The sequence below is a fragment of the Gilliamella sp. B2889 genome (assembly GCF_026536885.1).
GTDB lineage: Bacteria > Pseudomonadota > Gammaproteobacteria > Enterobacterales > Orbaceae > Gilliamella > Gilliamella apicola_E.
On the sequence record NZ_JAFNNF010000001.1, the window covers coordinates 167,712 to 183,509 of the forward strand.

The 15,798-nt window shown below is 33.3% G+C and carries 14 protein-coding genes; 5 read left to right on the plus strand and 9 right to left on the minus strand.

All coding sequences use genetic code 11. From position 1 onward, the window contains the following. Nucleotides 1-32 precede the first annotated feature (32 nt). The 3 genes from rnhA to J3U09_RS00785 are packed head-to-tail and all read left to right on the plus strand — an operon-like array spanning nt 33 to nt 2,568. The gene (gene rnhA / locus J3U09_RS00775) at nt 33-506 is read left to right on the plus strand and encodes a ribonuclease HI (protein WP_267356697.1); all 474 of its coding nucleotides are present in this window, start codon (nt 33-35) and stop codon (nt 504-506) included. Nucleotides 507-546: 40 nt separating this feature from the next. After that, entirely contained in the window at nt 547-1,275 is a 729-nt protein-coding gene (gene gloB, locus J3U09_RS00780; RefSeq protein WP_267356699.1) for a hydroxyacylglutathione hydrolase, read from the plus strand. A 42-nt stretch (nt 1,276-1,317) separates the two neighbouring features. Then, the gene (locus tag J3U09_RS00785) at nt 1,318-2,568 is read left to right on the plus strand and encodes a transglycosylase SLT domain-containing protein (protein ID WP_081299514.1); all 1,251 of its coding nucleotides are present in this window, start codon (nt 1,318-1,320) and stop codon (nt 2,566-2,568) included. Here the strand turns inward: J3U09_RS00785 and J3U09_RS00790 are convergent. The 6 genes from J3U09_RS00790 to rlmC all read right to left on the minus strand — a co-directional run bounded on the left by J3U09_RS00790 (nt 2,549) and on the right by rlmC (nt 11,033). Next, nucleotides 2,549-3,328 carry an endonuclease/exonuclease/phosphatase family protein gene (locus tag J3U09_RS00790; RefSeq protein ID WP_065562840.1) on the minus strand — a complete coding sequence of 260 codons (780 nt, stop codon included), beginning with the start codon at nt 3,326-3,328 and terminating at the stop codon, nt 2,549-2,551. The two genes, J3U09_RS00785 and J3U09_RS00790, sit on opposite strands and share 20 nt — an antisense overlap. A 1-nt stretch (nt 3,329) precedes the next feature. After that, nucleotides 3,330-4,892, minus strand: coding sequence for a glutamate--cysteine ligase (gene gshA / locus J3U09_RS00795; RefSeq protein WP_065562841.1), 1,563 nt, complete (start codon nt 4,890-4,892; stop codon nt 3,330-3,332). A gap of 200 nt (nt 4,893-5,092) precedes the next feature. After that, entirely contained in the window at nt 5,093-5,620 is a 528-nt protein-coding gene (locus J3U09_RS00800) for a HugZ family protein (RefSeq protein WP_065562842.1), read from the minus strand. Between the two features lie 45 nt (nt 5,621-5,665). After that, nucleotides 5,666-7,324 carry an ABC transporter ATP-binding protein/permease gene (locus J3U09_RS00805; RefSeq protein WP_267356702.1) on the minus strand — a complete coding sequence of 553 codons (1,659 nt, stop codon included), beginning with the start codon at nt 7,322-7,324 and terminating at the stop codon, nt 5,666-5,668. 90 nt (nt 7,325-7,414) lie between these two features. After that, the gene (locus tag J3U09_RS00810; RefSeq protein ID WP_267356704.1) at nt 7,415-9,610 is read right to left on the minus strand and encodes a TonB-dependent hemoglobin/transferrin/lactoferrin family receptor; all 2,196 of its coding nucleotides are present in this window, start codon (nt 9,608-9,610) and stop codon (nt 7,415-7,417) included. Between the two features lie 280 nt (nt 9,611-9,890). Beyond that, nucleotides 9,891-11,033, minus strand: a complete 1,143-nt coding sequence (gene rlmC / locus J3U09_RS00815) for a 23S rRNA (uracil(747)-C(5))-methyltransferase RlmC (RefSeq protein ID WP_267356706.1) — start codon at nt 11,031-11,033, stop codon at nt 9,891-9,893. A gap of 208 nt (nt 11,034-11,241) precedes the next feature. Here rlmC and map point away from each other — a divergent pair, with 208 nt between their 5' ends. Continuing rightward, the gene (map, locus tag J3U09_RS00820; RefSeq protein ID WP_220226051.1) at nt 11,242-12,030 is read left to right on the plus strand and encodes a type I methionyl aminopeptidase; all 789 of its coding nucleotides are present in this window, start codon (nt 11,242-11,244) and stop codon (nt 12,028-12,030) included. Between the two features lie 169 nt (nt 12,031-12,199). On the opposite strand, the gene J3U09_RS00825 is transcribed toward map, so the two are convergent. Both J3U09_RS00825 and J3U09_RS00830 read right to left on the minus strand, forming a co-directional pair. Continuing rightward, complete coding sequence (locus tag J3U09_RS00825; protein ID WP_267356708.1) at nt 12,200-13,069, minus strand: co-chaperone YbbN; 870 nt, start codon at nt 13,067-13,069, stop codon at nt 12,200-12,202. A 27-nt stretch (nt 13,070-13,096) separates the two neighbouring features. Beyond that, nucleotides 13,097-13,867, minus strand: a complete 771-nt coding sequence (locus J3U09_RS00830) for an SDR family oxidoreductase (RefSeq protein WP_267356710.1) — start codon at nt 13,865-13,867, stop codon at nt 13,097-13,099. Between the two features lie 102 nt (nt 13,868-13,969). On the opposite strand from J3U09_RS00830, the gene J3U09_RS00835 reads away from it, so the two are divergent. Beyond that, nucleotides 13,970-14,662 (plus strand): 5'-methylthioadenosine/adenosylhomocysteine nucleosidase, encoded by a 693-nt coding sequence (locus tag J3U09_RS00835; protein WP_220226053.1) that lies wholly within the window; start codon nt 13,970-13,972, stop codon nt 14,660-14,662. 40 nt (nt 14,663-14,702) lie between these two features. Here the strand turns inward: J3U09_RS00835 and rnd are convergent, their stop codons facing one another. Further along, a complete protein-coding gene (gene rnd / locus J3U09_RS00840; protein WP_065562849.1) occupies nt 14,703-15,791 on the minus strand; it encodes a ribonuclease D in 1,089 nt (362 codons plus the stop codon). Between the last annotated feature and the right edge of the window lie 7 nt (nt 15,792-15,798).

Consider the following 15,798-nt stretch of genomic DNA (forward strand, 5'->3'; position numbering starts at 1 on the left):
AAATTTTATTCAATAGGCAAAGTTTATTTAGTATGTTAAAAAAAATTCAAATTTTCACAGATGGTTCTTGTTTGGGTAACCCTGGTCCCGGTGGATATGCCGCAATTTTAAAATATAAACAAACAGAAAAAGTATTAGCTCAAGGTTATTTTAAAACTACCAATAATCGAATGGAATTATTAGCTGCAATTGTTGCTTTAGAGCTTCTTAAAGAACCGTGTCAAATTCAACTGTATTCTGACAGCCAATATCTACGTAATGGCATTATGAATTGGATTCATGGCTGGAAAAAAAATGGCTGGAAAACATCAAATAAACAACTTGTTAAAAATGTTGATTTGTGGCAACGTTTAGATGAAATAGCTAAATCACATACTATTGAATGGATTTGGGTTAAAGGTCATGCTGGTCATATCGAAAATGAGCGTTGTGATATTATTGCTAAAAATCAAGCCGAATCCCCAACTTTACACGATACTATTTTTGAAGCATCGTTAAAGGACTGAATACAAAAAACAGTTAGATAACTAAGAAGGTATAATAACTATGTATCGATTACATGTTATCCCGGCCCTAAAAGATAATTATATTTGGTTGTTGGAAAACAACGATAAACAAATTGTTATTATCGACCCAGGTGAAGCTGCCCCTGTAATTAGTTATCTAAAAAAACATCACTTGTCACCCCTTGCAATTTTACTAACTCACCACCATATCGATCACACTTGCGGGGTAACAGAGCTAAAAGCATTTTATCCCGATATTGAAGTTTATGGGCCTAGTGAAATTAATTTGCAGATTAACTATCTAGATAATATAGATAAAATATCAATTGCTGATTTTCAATTTGATATTATTTCAGTACCGGGACACACATTAGGACATTTAGCTTATTATTGCCGACCATATCTATTTTGTGGTGATACCTTAATGTCTGCTGGTTGTGGTAGAATTTTTGAGGGTGATTATAAGCAAATGCTAAGCTCGCTTAATAATTTAAAGCGACTACCTGATGATACGCTTATTTGTGCAGGACACGAATATACTAAAGCTAATTTGAACTTTGCACAAATGATGGTTCCACATGATAAAGTTATTCATGAATATTATAATTATATTTGCAAAAAGAAAATTACTTTGCCTTCTATTTTAACCAAAGAAAAACAGATTAACTTATTTTTACGGTGTAAAGAAAAATCTTTGCAAAACAAATTCAATTGTAACAATGAGTTAGAACTGTTTGCTTTTTTTAGGAGCCAAAAGGACATTTTTTAGGTATAATAAGTCGTTTAAATTAATGTCCTAACTTATAATCTAATGAAAAAATTATTAATATTTACAGTGTTATGTGCTTTTTTAGTCGGGTGTCAAAACCAAGGGTCGCGATACACTTCTGGCTCAAAACCATACAATTCTAAATCAATAGTTAATTCTAGCGTTAAAAGTGGTGGTGTTAATTACGCTTCAGTCACGCAAAATCCTTGGCATTACATGCTAACTCAAATTAACGTAAATGTTCCGAACAACAGCCGAGTTGTCGCGGAAAGAGAACGTTTGCTGCGTAATCCACAGGGATTTGAAAATATTGCATTACGATCTGAACCTTATGTATATTACATCATTAATCAGTTACGAAAAAATAAGCTACCGGTTGAACTTGCTTTAATTCCATTAATTGAGAGTGCTTATGACCCTTTAGCTACCTCGCCTGCTCAAGCGGCTGGTTTATGGCAATTTGTGCCAATTACAGCTAAAGAATATGGTTTAAAACGTAGCAGTAGTTTTGATGGACGTCGAGATCTAATTGCTTCAACAAGCTCAGCTATATCTCTTTTACAAAATCTTAATAACCGCTTTAATGGCGACTGGTTATTAACATTAGCTGCATATAATGCAGGTGAAGGTCGAATTCAACGAGCGATTGATAAAAATAAAGCTAAAGGACTACCTATTGACTATTGGTCTTTAGATTTACCACAAGAAACAATGCATTATGTGCCAAAAATATTAGCTATCATCGACATTGTTAAAAACAATAAACGTTATGGAATTAAACTACCGGATTGTAATTATCAAAACTCTTTAGTTAGAATTGATATGTCTAAAAACATTTCATTGTCTAAAATAGCGCAATATACTGGATTATCACTAAATGACTTAATGACATACAATGCCGGTTATGTGCAACAAACTGTAAATGGCCCTTTTCATCTATTAGTTCCTTATTCTCATGCAAATAAACTATTCAAAAAGTTGAAAAATGAGAATTTAGTTACTAGTCAAGTAACTGAGCTTTTAGAAGATGTGCCACATAACAATATGCCGTTTGAAATTAAATCAACGACAATTCAATACAGTACAATAAATGCTAAAGATGCTAAATCTATTTTAAGTAATGGCAAAAAACAGATTACTTACCAAGTTAAAGCTGGTGATAATCTTTATTCCATTGCGAGGAATTACCGAGTGAAAATCACCGATCTTTTACAATGGAATAAATTAAAAAATGGACGAGTAAAAGAAGGTGATGTATTAACAATTAATTTAGTCAATTCGAATTCATTTTAAAATTGACTAATAATGGATTATGATCCGATGCGGCTGTACTAATTATCTTAGCCGCATCAAGCTTCAAACCTCGATAAAAAATAAAATCCAATGGCCTACCTAAAAACGTTTTTCGAATATCAATAGCAAAATTAACCGGTTTAAGATTTATTGATCGAGTCAAATGATAGAGTAAATTCAGTCGTTGCCGACTCCATGCATTAAAATCACCTGCCAAAATCACTGGTCCATCATGTTGCTTAATATAATTTAATAACATATACATCTGTTGACGATATATCTTTACGCCAATACTAAAATTGATGGCATGAATATTGGCAACTAACAGCTGTTTAGTAGAATTTTTAATTGGATAAACAGTAATTAGAGCTGATTTGGGTACCCGAATAAATGGCTCTTTTTCTCTAAACGATAATATTTTAGTCGGAGCTGAATCAGTTATAGTCATAACTCCAGCAAAAATATCATTAAAGCAGTAAGCTGGTACGTGATCGGCAACTTTGTTATTCGCAGATATAAAATTCAATAATTGTGGTGTTGTTTGGGCTTCTTGTAATAGCATTAACTTTGATTGGCTCGCATATTGTTCAAGAATTTTAATACAATCAGCCCGTTTTTGTTTAAAAATATTCCAAACTAAAACCGAGAATGATGATTGATCAATTAGTGGTTCATCATTGACTATCTTATGGTTTGGTAATATCAGTTCAACACTACTATTTCCTTGATATCGTAGTGTATAGTCTCGATGCTTAAACATTTTAACCGTTCATTTTTTCTTTTAAATAATCATCAAATGACAAAGTATCATTCTGTTCTTTCTTTTGTTGCTTTTCAATTGACATAGTTCTTTGCTGAACAAAATCACTATCAGTCAATAATTGCAAAGGTTCTGAACTAAGCTGATTTTTATATTGAGTTGCTAAAACTAAGCCAAATTTAGCAGTACCTAAATCACTGATAGCCTCAAGCGTTCTTGCTGAAAGTGTTAATTCAGGCTGATCAAACATCAGATCAAGCCGTTCGCAAACTTTACGATAATGTTGTTTATCATCTTGATGATCCAATACATCAGCAACACGGAGCAAATCTTTAAATAATTCGTGGCCGACTTTCGATAATGGCTCACGATAACTATCACAGCCGATACCAATTTCAAGACCAGGTTTACGCCCTTCCATAATAACCCGATTCCAATTTAATTTTGTACACTCAAGTTCGGCACTACTCATTTCAGGCGCTGGCGCTAACGCACACCATATCAAAAATAGATCAATAAAGCGGATCTGTTCCTCAGTAATACCTATTGGTGAAAATGGATTAACATCAAGCGCACGTACTTCAATATACTCTATTCCACCACGTAATAAGGCATCTGAAGGTAACTCCCCTGCCCTAGGAACTCGTTTAGGACGAATTGGTGCATAAAATTCATTTTCAATTTGTAAAACATTATCATTTAGTTGTCGATAATGACCATTAACTTTAATGCCTAATTTACTGAACTCATCTGATTTGACATGGGTAGCACGTTTTAATCCTTCAACATAAGTATCTAGATGATTAAAGGTAATACCTAATTGTTTCTGGGCATTGTTGGTGTAACCAATATCGCTTAATCTTAATGAAGTTGCATAAGGCAAAAAGCAGTTACCATTGGTTTGTTCTATAAATGCTTTAGCTTTTTGCTTATCTTGAATAAATGAAGAGCACATAGAAGGTGATGCGCCAAACAGGTAAGGAATCACCCAACCAAATCGATAATAATTACGTATTAAAGTAAAATAACCTTCAGAAATAACCGCTTTTCCTTCTTCGGCGTTTTTCACCCCAAATCGGGCTTGCCAAAATGCCATAGGCAAAGAGAAGTTATAATGCACGCCGGATATGGTTTGCATCATTGCGCCATAACGATTCTTCAATCCTTCTCGATAAACCGTTTTAAAACGCCCTTCATTTGAGGAGCCATATTGCGCCAAAATAATATCGTCTTCATTTGCCACAAAACAAGGCATACTTAATGGCCACATCATCTCATCGCCGATACTGACACTAGCATAACGATGTAAATCACGCAAAAACGTGAGCATATAATCAATATTCGTATTAACCGGCGTGATAAATTCAAGCATCGACTCAGCAAAATCGGTTGTTATCCAAGGATGAGTTAATGCTGAACCAATTTTATTAGGAAAAGGTGTTTTTGCTAAAGAGCCGTCTGGTAAAATTCTGAGCGTTTCACGTTCAACACCCCGTTGAATGCCTTGTAAAATTGTATAGTGTTTTTCCAACCAATTGAGTGCTTTAGAAACATCAGGAATCATAATTTTATATTTCCTAAATTCAGTTTAAATTGGCTTAATTTTAACATAGTTTAATGGTTTATATAGGCTGTTTTGTGACTATTAAAAAGAAAATAGAAATCTATCAATATACAAAATAATATAAACTAATAGAATGTCACATATAAGAAACCATTATCCACTAGATAGATAATGGTTAGTAACTTTGCTAATGAATCAGCTTATTTATTGGCTTGTTCAATTTTTTGATTAGCGACATAATCCTCATCGACCGGTGTGATAAGATTATTCTGATGATCAACAATATAGGTTTTTCCAAAACCTAAAACTAATCTACCGACTGTTGGTGTGATTTTAAACAAATTGAAATCTTTCATTTCCGCTAACATATACACCATTTTACTTACCCTTTTAGCAAGTTGGTCAATGATGTTATCAAAAAGCTCAGATTCTCTTTCAACAATGCTTGTTGTTGCACGGAACGATAGTCGTCTACGAGCATAAATATTCTTGGTATTGCATTCATCATCAATAATTAAAAAAGAGAGATTTGCATTATCTTTCATATTTTGACTATGAGGGGCGAGATCTGATATTAAAACGTAATAATCTTTTCCATCAAAAAAATAAGGTGAATAACTCGTATCTACTTCACCATTTTTAGTCATTGTTGATAATATAATTGTGCGAATTGTTTCATGTAAATTTTCTATTGTACTTTCAACAACATCATTTTTGGACTCAGCCATAATTACTCCTTGTTTGTCTATTCAGTTAACTTATTAACTTCATTGTTATAAATTCAATTGGATGCATTTATCAAAATAGTTCGAAATATCAGTATGAGAAATTATAATAAAACTACTTGTCGGTAGGTTTGTCTTTAACAATTTCAGCAATTGTTTTTCTGACTGCTTATCTAACGCATTGGTTGTTTCATCCATAAAAATCCAATCAGGTTTATGCATTAAAATTCTTGCAATCATTAGTCGTTGCTTTTCACCACCGGAAAGTGTTTTTAAATTATCACTGAGTAAATTTCTATCGATAAATTCTGTAGAAAAACAAACTTTTAATAGAAGTTGCTTAATCAAACTTAAATCTTTTTCAAACAAAGGTTGCGGATAGCTTATTGCATGAGCTAATCCCCCAACCGGAAAATAGGCATTTTGCGATAAAAATAATGTCTTTAATTTTGGCATTTTAATCACCCCCTCAAAATTGGGATAAAGGCCAGAAATTACTTTGAAAAATGTTGATTTACCTATACCCGATGCACCGGATATAACAACCGAATCGCCTTTATTAAGATAAAGATTGGGTAGTGTTAATAAAACAGTGCCATCCGGTTTTTTTATAGTTAAATCTTCAATCGAAAATGCATCTTGATTAATCTCTAATTGGCTAGCTGATTGATATTGATGAGCAGCTTGATTAGCTTTTTCAAAAAATTGGGTTAAACGATAACTACATGCAATAAGTTCGGCAAGTTTAGTATAATTGAAAATAAACCAAGACAAGTTAGTCACAACATTACTAAATGATTTACTAATTTGCATTAAAGAACCTAAGCTAACTTTACCAATTAAATAGATAGGCAAAGAAAAGAAAATAGGCACACTTAACACCGTTAAATAATAAGGCCGTGTAAAACAGCCTAAAATAAGTTGACGTTTGATTAATAAATACCAATTTTTGATAATATGATTGAAATGCTGTTCAAATTGTTGTTTCTCCACTTTTTCACCATTCGCTAACGCGATTGGCTCTTTCGATTCACGAAATCGAGTTAAGGCAAAACGATAATTTGCCTCTAAGTGTTGTTGTTCAATTAATAAGTTTTTTAATGGGCGTCCCAGCATGTGAGCGATGCAAGAAGTGAATAATACATAGATTGGTGCTAGCCAAATTAAATAATGAGAAATACTTATATCAATATTGAATAGACTAAAATTTAAAACAAAATTATCGGTAATTTGCCACAAAAGCATAAAATAGGAAAACAGACCTATACATTGAGTAATCAGCGAAAAGCCTTCATTTGTTAATCGCTCAATAAATAGCAGACAGTCTTCAGAAATACGCTGATCAGGATTATCAATTTGGTCTTGATTTAAATACCAATATGCCTTGTTATTCAGCCATTTATCAAGTATCGAATCATTTAAAACCTTGCGCCATGTAATCACTAAGGTTTTTCTTAAAAATTCAATTATTAAGTAAGTTATTGCCCCCGAAATAGTTAATAACACAAAAACGATTAATTGGGTAATAACGCCTTGCATGTCATATTTTTCTAATGCATTAAAAAAGTTTTTATTCCAATTAATCATTTCAAGACTAATTTTAATTAAAACAATATTTAAACAAATAATAATTAAAGCATAACAGTAACCATATTTACCTTGTCTTGTTTTGAAGCAAAGCTTCATAAGCAAGATTATATTTTTCAATATTTGCACAACTTATACTCTCAAAACTGCCTTTTTTCTACATCAACTTCTGCCAATTATCAATTTGACAGAAGTTTTTAACTTTAATGATTAAAAATTAATAACCGCACTAACTGCAAAAGTTCTTCCCGGTGCGGTTTGAAGCTCGATAGGATTCGTCACTTTTACATTATTTTGTGGATTTTTATAATAACTACTAAACATCGGCCATTTAAAATAACGGCGGTCAAATATATTTAACACCGATCCCCGAATAGTAATATTTTTGCTAGGGTGCCAATTTAAATAGGCATCATAGACTGCATAACCGCTTGGCTTAAATATTTCATCTGATGAGGATTTATCCCTAGAAACGTGAGATACCGCTTTGGAAAAAGTGCCGACGACTTCAGTATCAAAATTAAAATCGGGAACATTCCATTTCAAACCGATATTACCTTGCAGAGGCATGGCTTCATTAAAATAAGTTCTTTTATCACAGGGGGAATCTTGTTTTTTTCCATATTGATATGAGCTTGAAGCATTCAAAGTCCAATTTGGCGCAAAATGCCACTCGCCCGATGTTTCAATGCCCCATAGATTAACATTGGATAAATTTTTGTAGGTATAATCCTTCGGTCCAACCCGAATGAAATTCTTGATATAGTTGCTATAATCAGCTTTGAATAAGCCTACACTAAACCAACCTTCTGAAAAATCGCCTCTGATGCCGGTCTCATAAGATTTCACTTTTTCTGGTTTTAGTTTAGGGTTAGGAATCAGATTCATTGTTACCGAAGGCAATGAGGTATAAAGCTGTTGAGCCGTTGGCATTTTGAATCCTTCAGCATAACGGGCATAAACAGAGTATTGATCAGTGATGTTATATAATATGCCTAACTGCGGAATGAGGCGATGTGAACTCAAATCACGAGGTTCTTTGCCTTTAACCACCGCATAATGGCTATCCGTATTGGGTTTAATTTTATACGTTGCATATCGTAAACCTGGTTTAATTTTTAAATTTTCTGATATAAAGTGAAATTCATCTTGAAGATAAATATCTGCACGCTGCGTTTTAGCGTTAGCAAAATTAAATCCGCCACCTATGGTTTTTACGCCATTTTTTGTGTTCTCATTACGATAATTGCTACGGGTAATATCCCCTTGAAAACCATAAATTAAATCATGCGTTGTATTGAAAAAATCAACGTTTGAATTTAACTGAAGATCCAACTGCCAAAACTTTTCTTTATAATCATTCGTGGTATAAGTATAAATCGGTGTTTGTCTTCGATCTTTTTGTTGACGATGCGATTTTAAATAACGTTCTTGCGGCGAGTAAGAGAACATGGTTTTGATTTGATCGATAAAGCTTATTTCGGGAGTCCAACTATCATCAATCGCAAACCTTTTACGAGTTTGAATTTGTGTTCTTTGATAATCCCCGTTGAATGTTCCATTGGTTTGTAATCCATAATCATACATCTGTTTTACATACGAATTAGAACGGAAATTCTCAAATACTAACTTTGTTTCTCGAGTATCATTACGATAAACCAATTTGGTTAACATATTTTCAGCTTTAGCATCCAACGGATTTAATTTATTACATTTAATAGCATCTGCGCCACGTGGACAGCCCCAAATACCGCCATTTGCTTTAGCTTTAGTTAACTTGGTTTCTTGGTAATCTCTTCGACTAAAACTGATCAATCCTTCTAAGTTAGGCATCAATTCAAGCGCTAACATACTCGTTTTGGTATTTTGTTTATTTAAACTATCATAACCGCCACTTACTCGAACAGCATAAGATTTACCTTTAAGTAAATCACTCGGATCTATGGTTTTAAACGCAACTACCCCACCAACAGCATCTGCCCCCCATAATACCGAGCCAGGTCCACGAATGACTTCAACAGCTTTTATATTTGCTAAATCAATAAAATTTCTATTGCCGTCTTGGATGCTTTCAATCACTCTTGAACCGTCAACTTGCATTTGAATACGGTTACCCGCCATACCACGTATTCTAATACTGCCTAAATTACCAAAAGGGTCAGTCCCTGAAGTTTGCCGATTAACTGATATTCCCGGTAAATATCTAACTAAATCTTCCATTGTTGACATTTGATGATCATCTATATTCTTTCTAGAGATAACATCAACGGTTTCTGGAATAGCTAATTTGGCTCTTTTTTGTCTACTAGCCGTAACCGTCATAGTTTCCAATTCATCATCAGCAGCAAATACTGAGAAGGAGATTGAAGCAGTCAAAACGGTTAAAAAGATTTTATTTATTTTCATTTTTCACCACAAAGTTATATTAATAAACTGCTCAAATTAATTCCCAATATTTGATAATTATCATTTTTTACTAATTAATCTAGCAAAAATAAAAAATATGATCAATGAGAATAATTATCATTTATATTAGATAATGATTATCATTAGCTTTAATGTGAAAGGCTAAATATTAAAATGAGCGATTAATATCAATGAGGTTGAATAGAGAAGCAAATCTAGACCAATAGTTATTAATAACTAATATAAATATTAGTCATTAATAGCCTAAATCAGTAAATAACTATTTGTATTTTTCTAACAAAACCAAAACTTCCATGTGTGAAGTGTGCGGAAACATGTCGAACAATTGGGCTTTAGTCATTTGATAATCGCTTAAAAGCTGCAAATCTTCTACCATAGATGCTAAGTTACAACTTGAATATAATATATATTTCGGTTTTATATTATCTAAGTATTGAATGAGTGATTTACCAGCCCCGCGCCTTGGAGGATTAAGTAAGACTAAATCAGGGATACCTTTTTCATTGTTTACATATTTAGTGGCATCTAACGATTTAAAATCGAGTTTATCATAACCAAGTTTTTCAGCGGATTTTGTTGCGCACTCAATGGCATCAGAACTAATTTCAATGCCAGTCAATTGGATCTTTTCATTATTAGAATGACCGATACAATGCAAACCAAAACCACCTACTCCACAAAATAGATCCCATATTGAGTTAACATTTAAGTTTGCAACCCAATCACTAGCCGTTTGATAGAGTTTTTCTGCAATGTAACTATTTGTTTGAAAGAAACTTTTAGATTTAATATATAAAGGTATCTGATTGAATTGGAACGCTAAAAAAGGGTTATCGGTTAAAATCAGTTCTTCTTCCCCCTCTAATATCGCTGCATGGTTAGGTTGGATGTTGATAGTAACAACTTCTAAGTTATTTATTTGCAAGTTGTGGTAACTATTTTTAATTTTTTCTAAAAATTTATGTGATTTCAATACAAATCGCAGCATAAAATGGCTGTTATTATCAATAATGCTTTCTGTAATGATAACGAATTTTAACTCCCCTTTTCGCTTGTTGATATTATAGGGAACTAATCCTTGCTTACGAATATAAGTACGAACCAATTTTAGAATATTTTGCATGTTCGAGCTATAAAGCGGGCAATCGCACAAATCAATCGCATCATTACCATTTTGGATGCCTAAAATTGGTTTTTCAACCGTACCCAGCACAGCCATTTTAGCTTTATTACGAAACCCTGATTCAGGACTCGCATACGGATCGTTAACTTGTTTAGGATTAAAATCAGCTAATTTCTCCAACAAATGACTTTGTTTCTCAGTTAATTGAGAATGATATGGTTGATTAATTTTATGACAAGACAAACATTTTTTTTCTTGATAATAGCTACATTGCATCATATTGAAACCTTTTTTTATAATGTTTTATTATATAATTAAACGGTTTCAAGCTGTATTAGTTTTCATTTTTTATACACAAAAACCCCGTTCCTCAACTTTTTTTTCGTAAAATTTAAACTTTTAATCAAGAGGAATTATCCACCTCTATGCTTTAAAGAAACAACGGTATATGATAGGATATTGCCATTAAAATTACAGGAACACGTTAATGTCTATTAAGTTAAAAACTCCCGCCGAAATTGAAAAAATGCGTATTGCAGGCAAATTAGCTGCTGAAGTTTTAGAGATGATCGAGCCGTATGTTAAACCAGGAATTACTACTGGTGAACTCGATAAAATTTGTTATGAACATATTGTAAATGTACAAAAAGCTATTCCTGCCAATATTGGTTATCATGGATTTAAACATACAAGTTGTATATCCATTAACGACGTGGTGTGTCATGGTATTCCAAGTTTTGATAAAAAATTAAAAGATGGTGATATTCTTAATATAGATGTAACTGTGATCAAAGATGGTTATCATGGGGATACTTCAAAAATGTACATTGCAGGTAAACCCACTGTCGCTGGCGAAAAACTTTGCCAAGTTACACAAGAGAGCTTATACGAAGCGATTAAAATCATAAAACCAGGAATTCGATTGAGAGAAATCGGTAAAGCTATTCAAAAATATGTTGATAAATTTGGATTTTCTTCAGTTCGTGAATATTGTGGTCATGGTATTGGTGAGGTATATCATGATGAGCCTCAAGTATTACATTATGATGCTGATGATGGTGGCGTAATTTTAAAACCAGGTATGACTTTTACGATTGAACCGATGGTGAATACTGGCGATTGGCGTACACGTACAATGAAAGATGGTTGGACCGTTAAAACTAAAGACCATGGACTTTCAGCTCAATATGAGCACACTATTTTAGTAACCGATAACGGGGTTGAGGTTTTAACCCTTCGTAGTAACGAAAACTTTCCTCGTATTATCGAACATTAAATAAAAAAAGAGATTCAACAAAACTGTTGAATCTCTTCATTTCATCCTTCTAATCTATCAACTTTCTTTTGATATCTTTTAACTTTCCAAAGTTTCAATAGAGGCTCATAAAATTTTTTATGAATTAATGCCAAGCTATTACCATCGCCAGAAATCAATTAAATATTTCTTAATATAATAGCGTATAAAGCTTACGACGATAACTACTAGCTAAAGCGTTATTAGTACCCAATGCAGCTAACAGATCAAGTAATGTTTTCTTAACTTGACCATCTCCCGCATTTAGATCTTTTGTTAACGGTTTGAATAGTAGCTCTAAAGCCTCTTCGTGTCGCCCTACTTGCATCAATTGTGATGAAAGTTGGATCATTAATTCAATATTGTCAGGTTGTTTGACCAATTCAGCTTGCAACTGCTGTAATTCTGGTGAATTTGCCGCTTGTTCAAGTAACTCAATCTCAGCTTGTAATCCATGAAAAGCCGAATCTTGGTCTTGTAGCGGAATTGTTGCTAAAACTTCTTTAGCATCGTTAAGTTGCTTTTGTTCAATTTGCGCTTTAGCTAACATTAATGCGATATCTGATCTTGGTTTGCCTAAGTGATCGGTTAGCGTCGTCCATGCTTGTTTTAATAAAGGTAAAGCTTGGTCATATAACCCTTCATTAAATAATTTTTGAGCTTCAACAAGTTTTAATTCATCTTCATTAGGTAAGATTTTGGCTAAAAATGCTTTAATTTGATCTTCACTTTGTGGACCTTGAAAACCATCAACTGGCTGCCCATTTTGGAACATATAAACTGTTGGAATCGCTCTTAAACCAAATTGTGCTGCAAGCATTTGTTGCTCATCACAATTTACGCTGGCTAAAATAAATTGTCCTTGATGCTCTGTCGCTAATTTTGTTAGCGTGTTTGTCATCTCTTGATGATTTGGACTTCTTGGTGACCAAAAGTAGAATAACACGTGAGTATTTGTCGATTTTTCGACAATTTCTTGAATATTCTGTTCGTTAACATCAAAAATAAATTGATTTGACATAATTTATCCTATGAATAATTTAATTTATTACTTATTTTCTAAAATTTTATCCATTAATCTGTCGGGAAGCAAACGTTTAGCTATCGCTGCTAACTTCGTTACTTTAGTTACCCTGTAACGTATTTTTGGCTTATCGTGCTCCAATGCATGATAAAGATAGGGTAAAACAGCTTCGGGAGCTAAGGTAAAACGTCTAGCAATTGGTGGATTTTTTACAATATTCTCTTTTTCGGTTTGATTCACATTATTTGAAAAATAGGTTTTTAATGGACCAGGTTCGATTAAACAAACCTTTATATTCGTTTTAGCTAATTCTAACCTTAATACATCAGACCATGCTTCTAAGGCGTATTTACTGGCTGAATAAGCTCCTCTCCCTGAGGTTGCAACAATTCCAACAATAGAGCTTGTTTGAATAATTCTTCCTTCATTTTGCTCTAGCATTGCCGGTAACAATAATTGAGTTAATTGATGTACACCAAAAAAATTTGTTGAAAACTGTGACTCTAACTGCGCTCGACTGATGGTGTTTAATCGACCATATACCCCAAATCCGGCATTATTAAATAAAGCATATAATTTACCTTCACTTAAAGTTAAAACTTCCTGTGCAGCTTGAGTAACAGAGTCTGGATCATCCAAATCTAAAAGAACGGTTTCAAAACCTTGCTCGACTAATTTTTTTTGGTCTTCAACTTTACGGCAAGAAGCAATAACACGATAACCTCGCTTTTTTAATGCTATTGCTGAAATCAAGCCAATACCGCTTGAGCAACCTGTTATAAAAATTGTACGCAAATTTTATCTCCGTTATGATTCATTTATTGTCAAGTTCACTTATGGCAATTATGATAGCACATTTAAAACAAATATACGGCTAATAAACACTTAGAGGTCCTTATGAAAATTGCTATTATCGCAGCAATGGAAGAAGAAGTTGCAATACTAAAAAGTCAAATTACTGATTATCAATTAGAACATCATTTAGGATGTGATTTTCACATTGGCAAAATTGCTAATTGCGACATCGTATTATTACAATCAGGTATCGGTAAAGTAGCTGCGGCATCCGGAACTACCCTGCTTTTAAATAATTACCAAGTTGATGCGGTAATTAACACTGGCTCAGCTGGTGGGCTTTCAACTAAGCTCAGTATCGGTGATATTATTGTATCAAAAGATGTTTTTTATCATGATGTGGATCTAACTGCTTTTGGATATAAGCCGGGCCAAATGTCTGGTTGCCCTGTTTCGTTTCCTGCTGATGAAAACTATCGATCATTAGCCGAAGCTTGTATCAAAAAACAGGGTGTCAATGCCGTGGCTGGTTCAATCGGTAGTGGAGACGCTTTTATTAATGGAAAAAGTAATCTAGAACGAATTAAGCAAACTTATCCTGACGCAATTGCCGTTGAAATGGAAGCTGCTGCGATCGGCCATGTTTGTTGGTTATTTAAAGTTCCTTTTGTAGTGGTTAGAGCGATTTCAGACAATGGGGATAATGAATCAGCAATTGATTTTCAATCCTTTTTAAAGTTAGCCGCAGCTCAATCATCTAAAATTGTTGAATCGATGCTAAGTGAACTTGCTTAAATAACGTGGTGTCAATTTCATTTGACACCCTAGATATTGATCAATTTAATAAGCCATATTGTTCAAATAGTGGTTTTCTCCACCCAGATAATATTTCAGGCATACTTTCGTTTTTATCTATTTTCCATTTTATATATTGATTGATTAACCGTTTTGATATAATTAATTCACGGCTAAGTCCAGTCTGTGATGAAATATTTTCAGTGATTTGCTTTAATAAATCAGAAGTTTCTTTGTAATTTGGATAACTATTCATTCGTTTAATTGGTGGAATATTCGGTATAGGTTCCTGCAATATTTCCAAAATGGTTGGACCATATAGCCGAACTTCTTTCCCTTTCATTCCTAATTTATCAAGTTCAGCTAACGACGAAGGTTGGAAACGGGCAATCTTAAATAAAACAGCTTCATGTATAACAAAATTTAATGCAATATTTTCAGATTTGGCTAATTGGTATCGCCATAATGCTAACTTAGCCAATTGTCCTAAGCTGTCACCTTTTAATTGCCAGCTATTTCCGATATTTAGGTAAGCATCTTTAGGATCAAACGGCTTGCATTTACGGGCAATCGCACTTTGACATTCTTGATAAGCTGCATCTAAATAATGATTAGTTGTGAGCTTAACTTTTAGAATTTCCATTAATTGGAAGAGATATAACACATCATTAATCGCATATTCACATTGTTTTTCAGTCAAAGGACGTTTTAACCAATCTGTTCGAGTTTCGCTTTTATCTAATTCAATGCCAAGGTATTTGTTAACTAAACTAGCATAGCCACTGCTAACAGGATTATCTAGGAATGATGCCAAAATTTGGCTATCTATAATTGGAGTGGGTACACAGTTAAATGTAGAAAGAAACACATCAATATCCTCACTACAAGAGTGAAAATATTTTTCAATTGTTGGATTGGCTAAAATAGCTAAAAAATCCTGCCAATTGTTGATATTAACCGGATCAATTAATGCTGCATGTTTACCATCAAAAACCTGAATAAGTCCTAATTGAGGATAAAATGTTCGCGTGCGAACAAATTCCGTATCTAATGCGATTGCATTGCTGTTCGCAATTTTTAAACAATAACTAGATAATTCTTCATCCGTAGTAATATATTGATAAATCAAAATATGA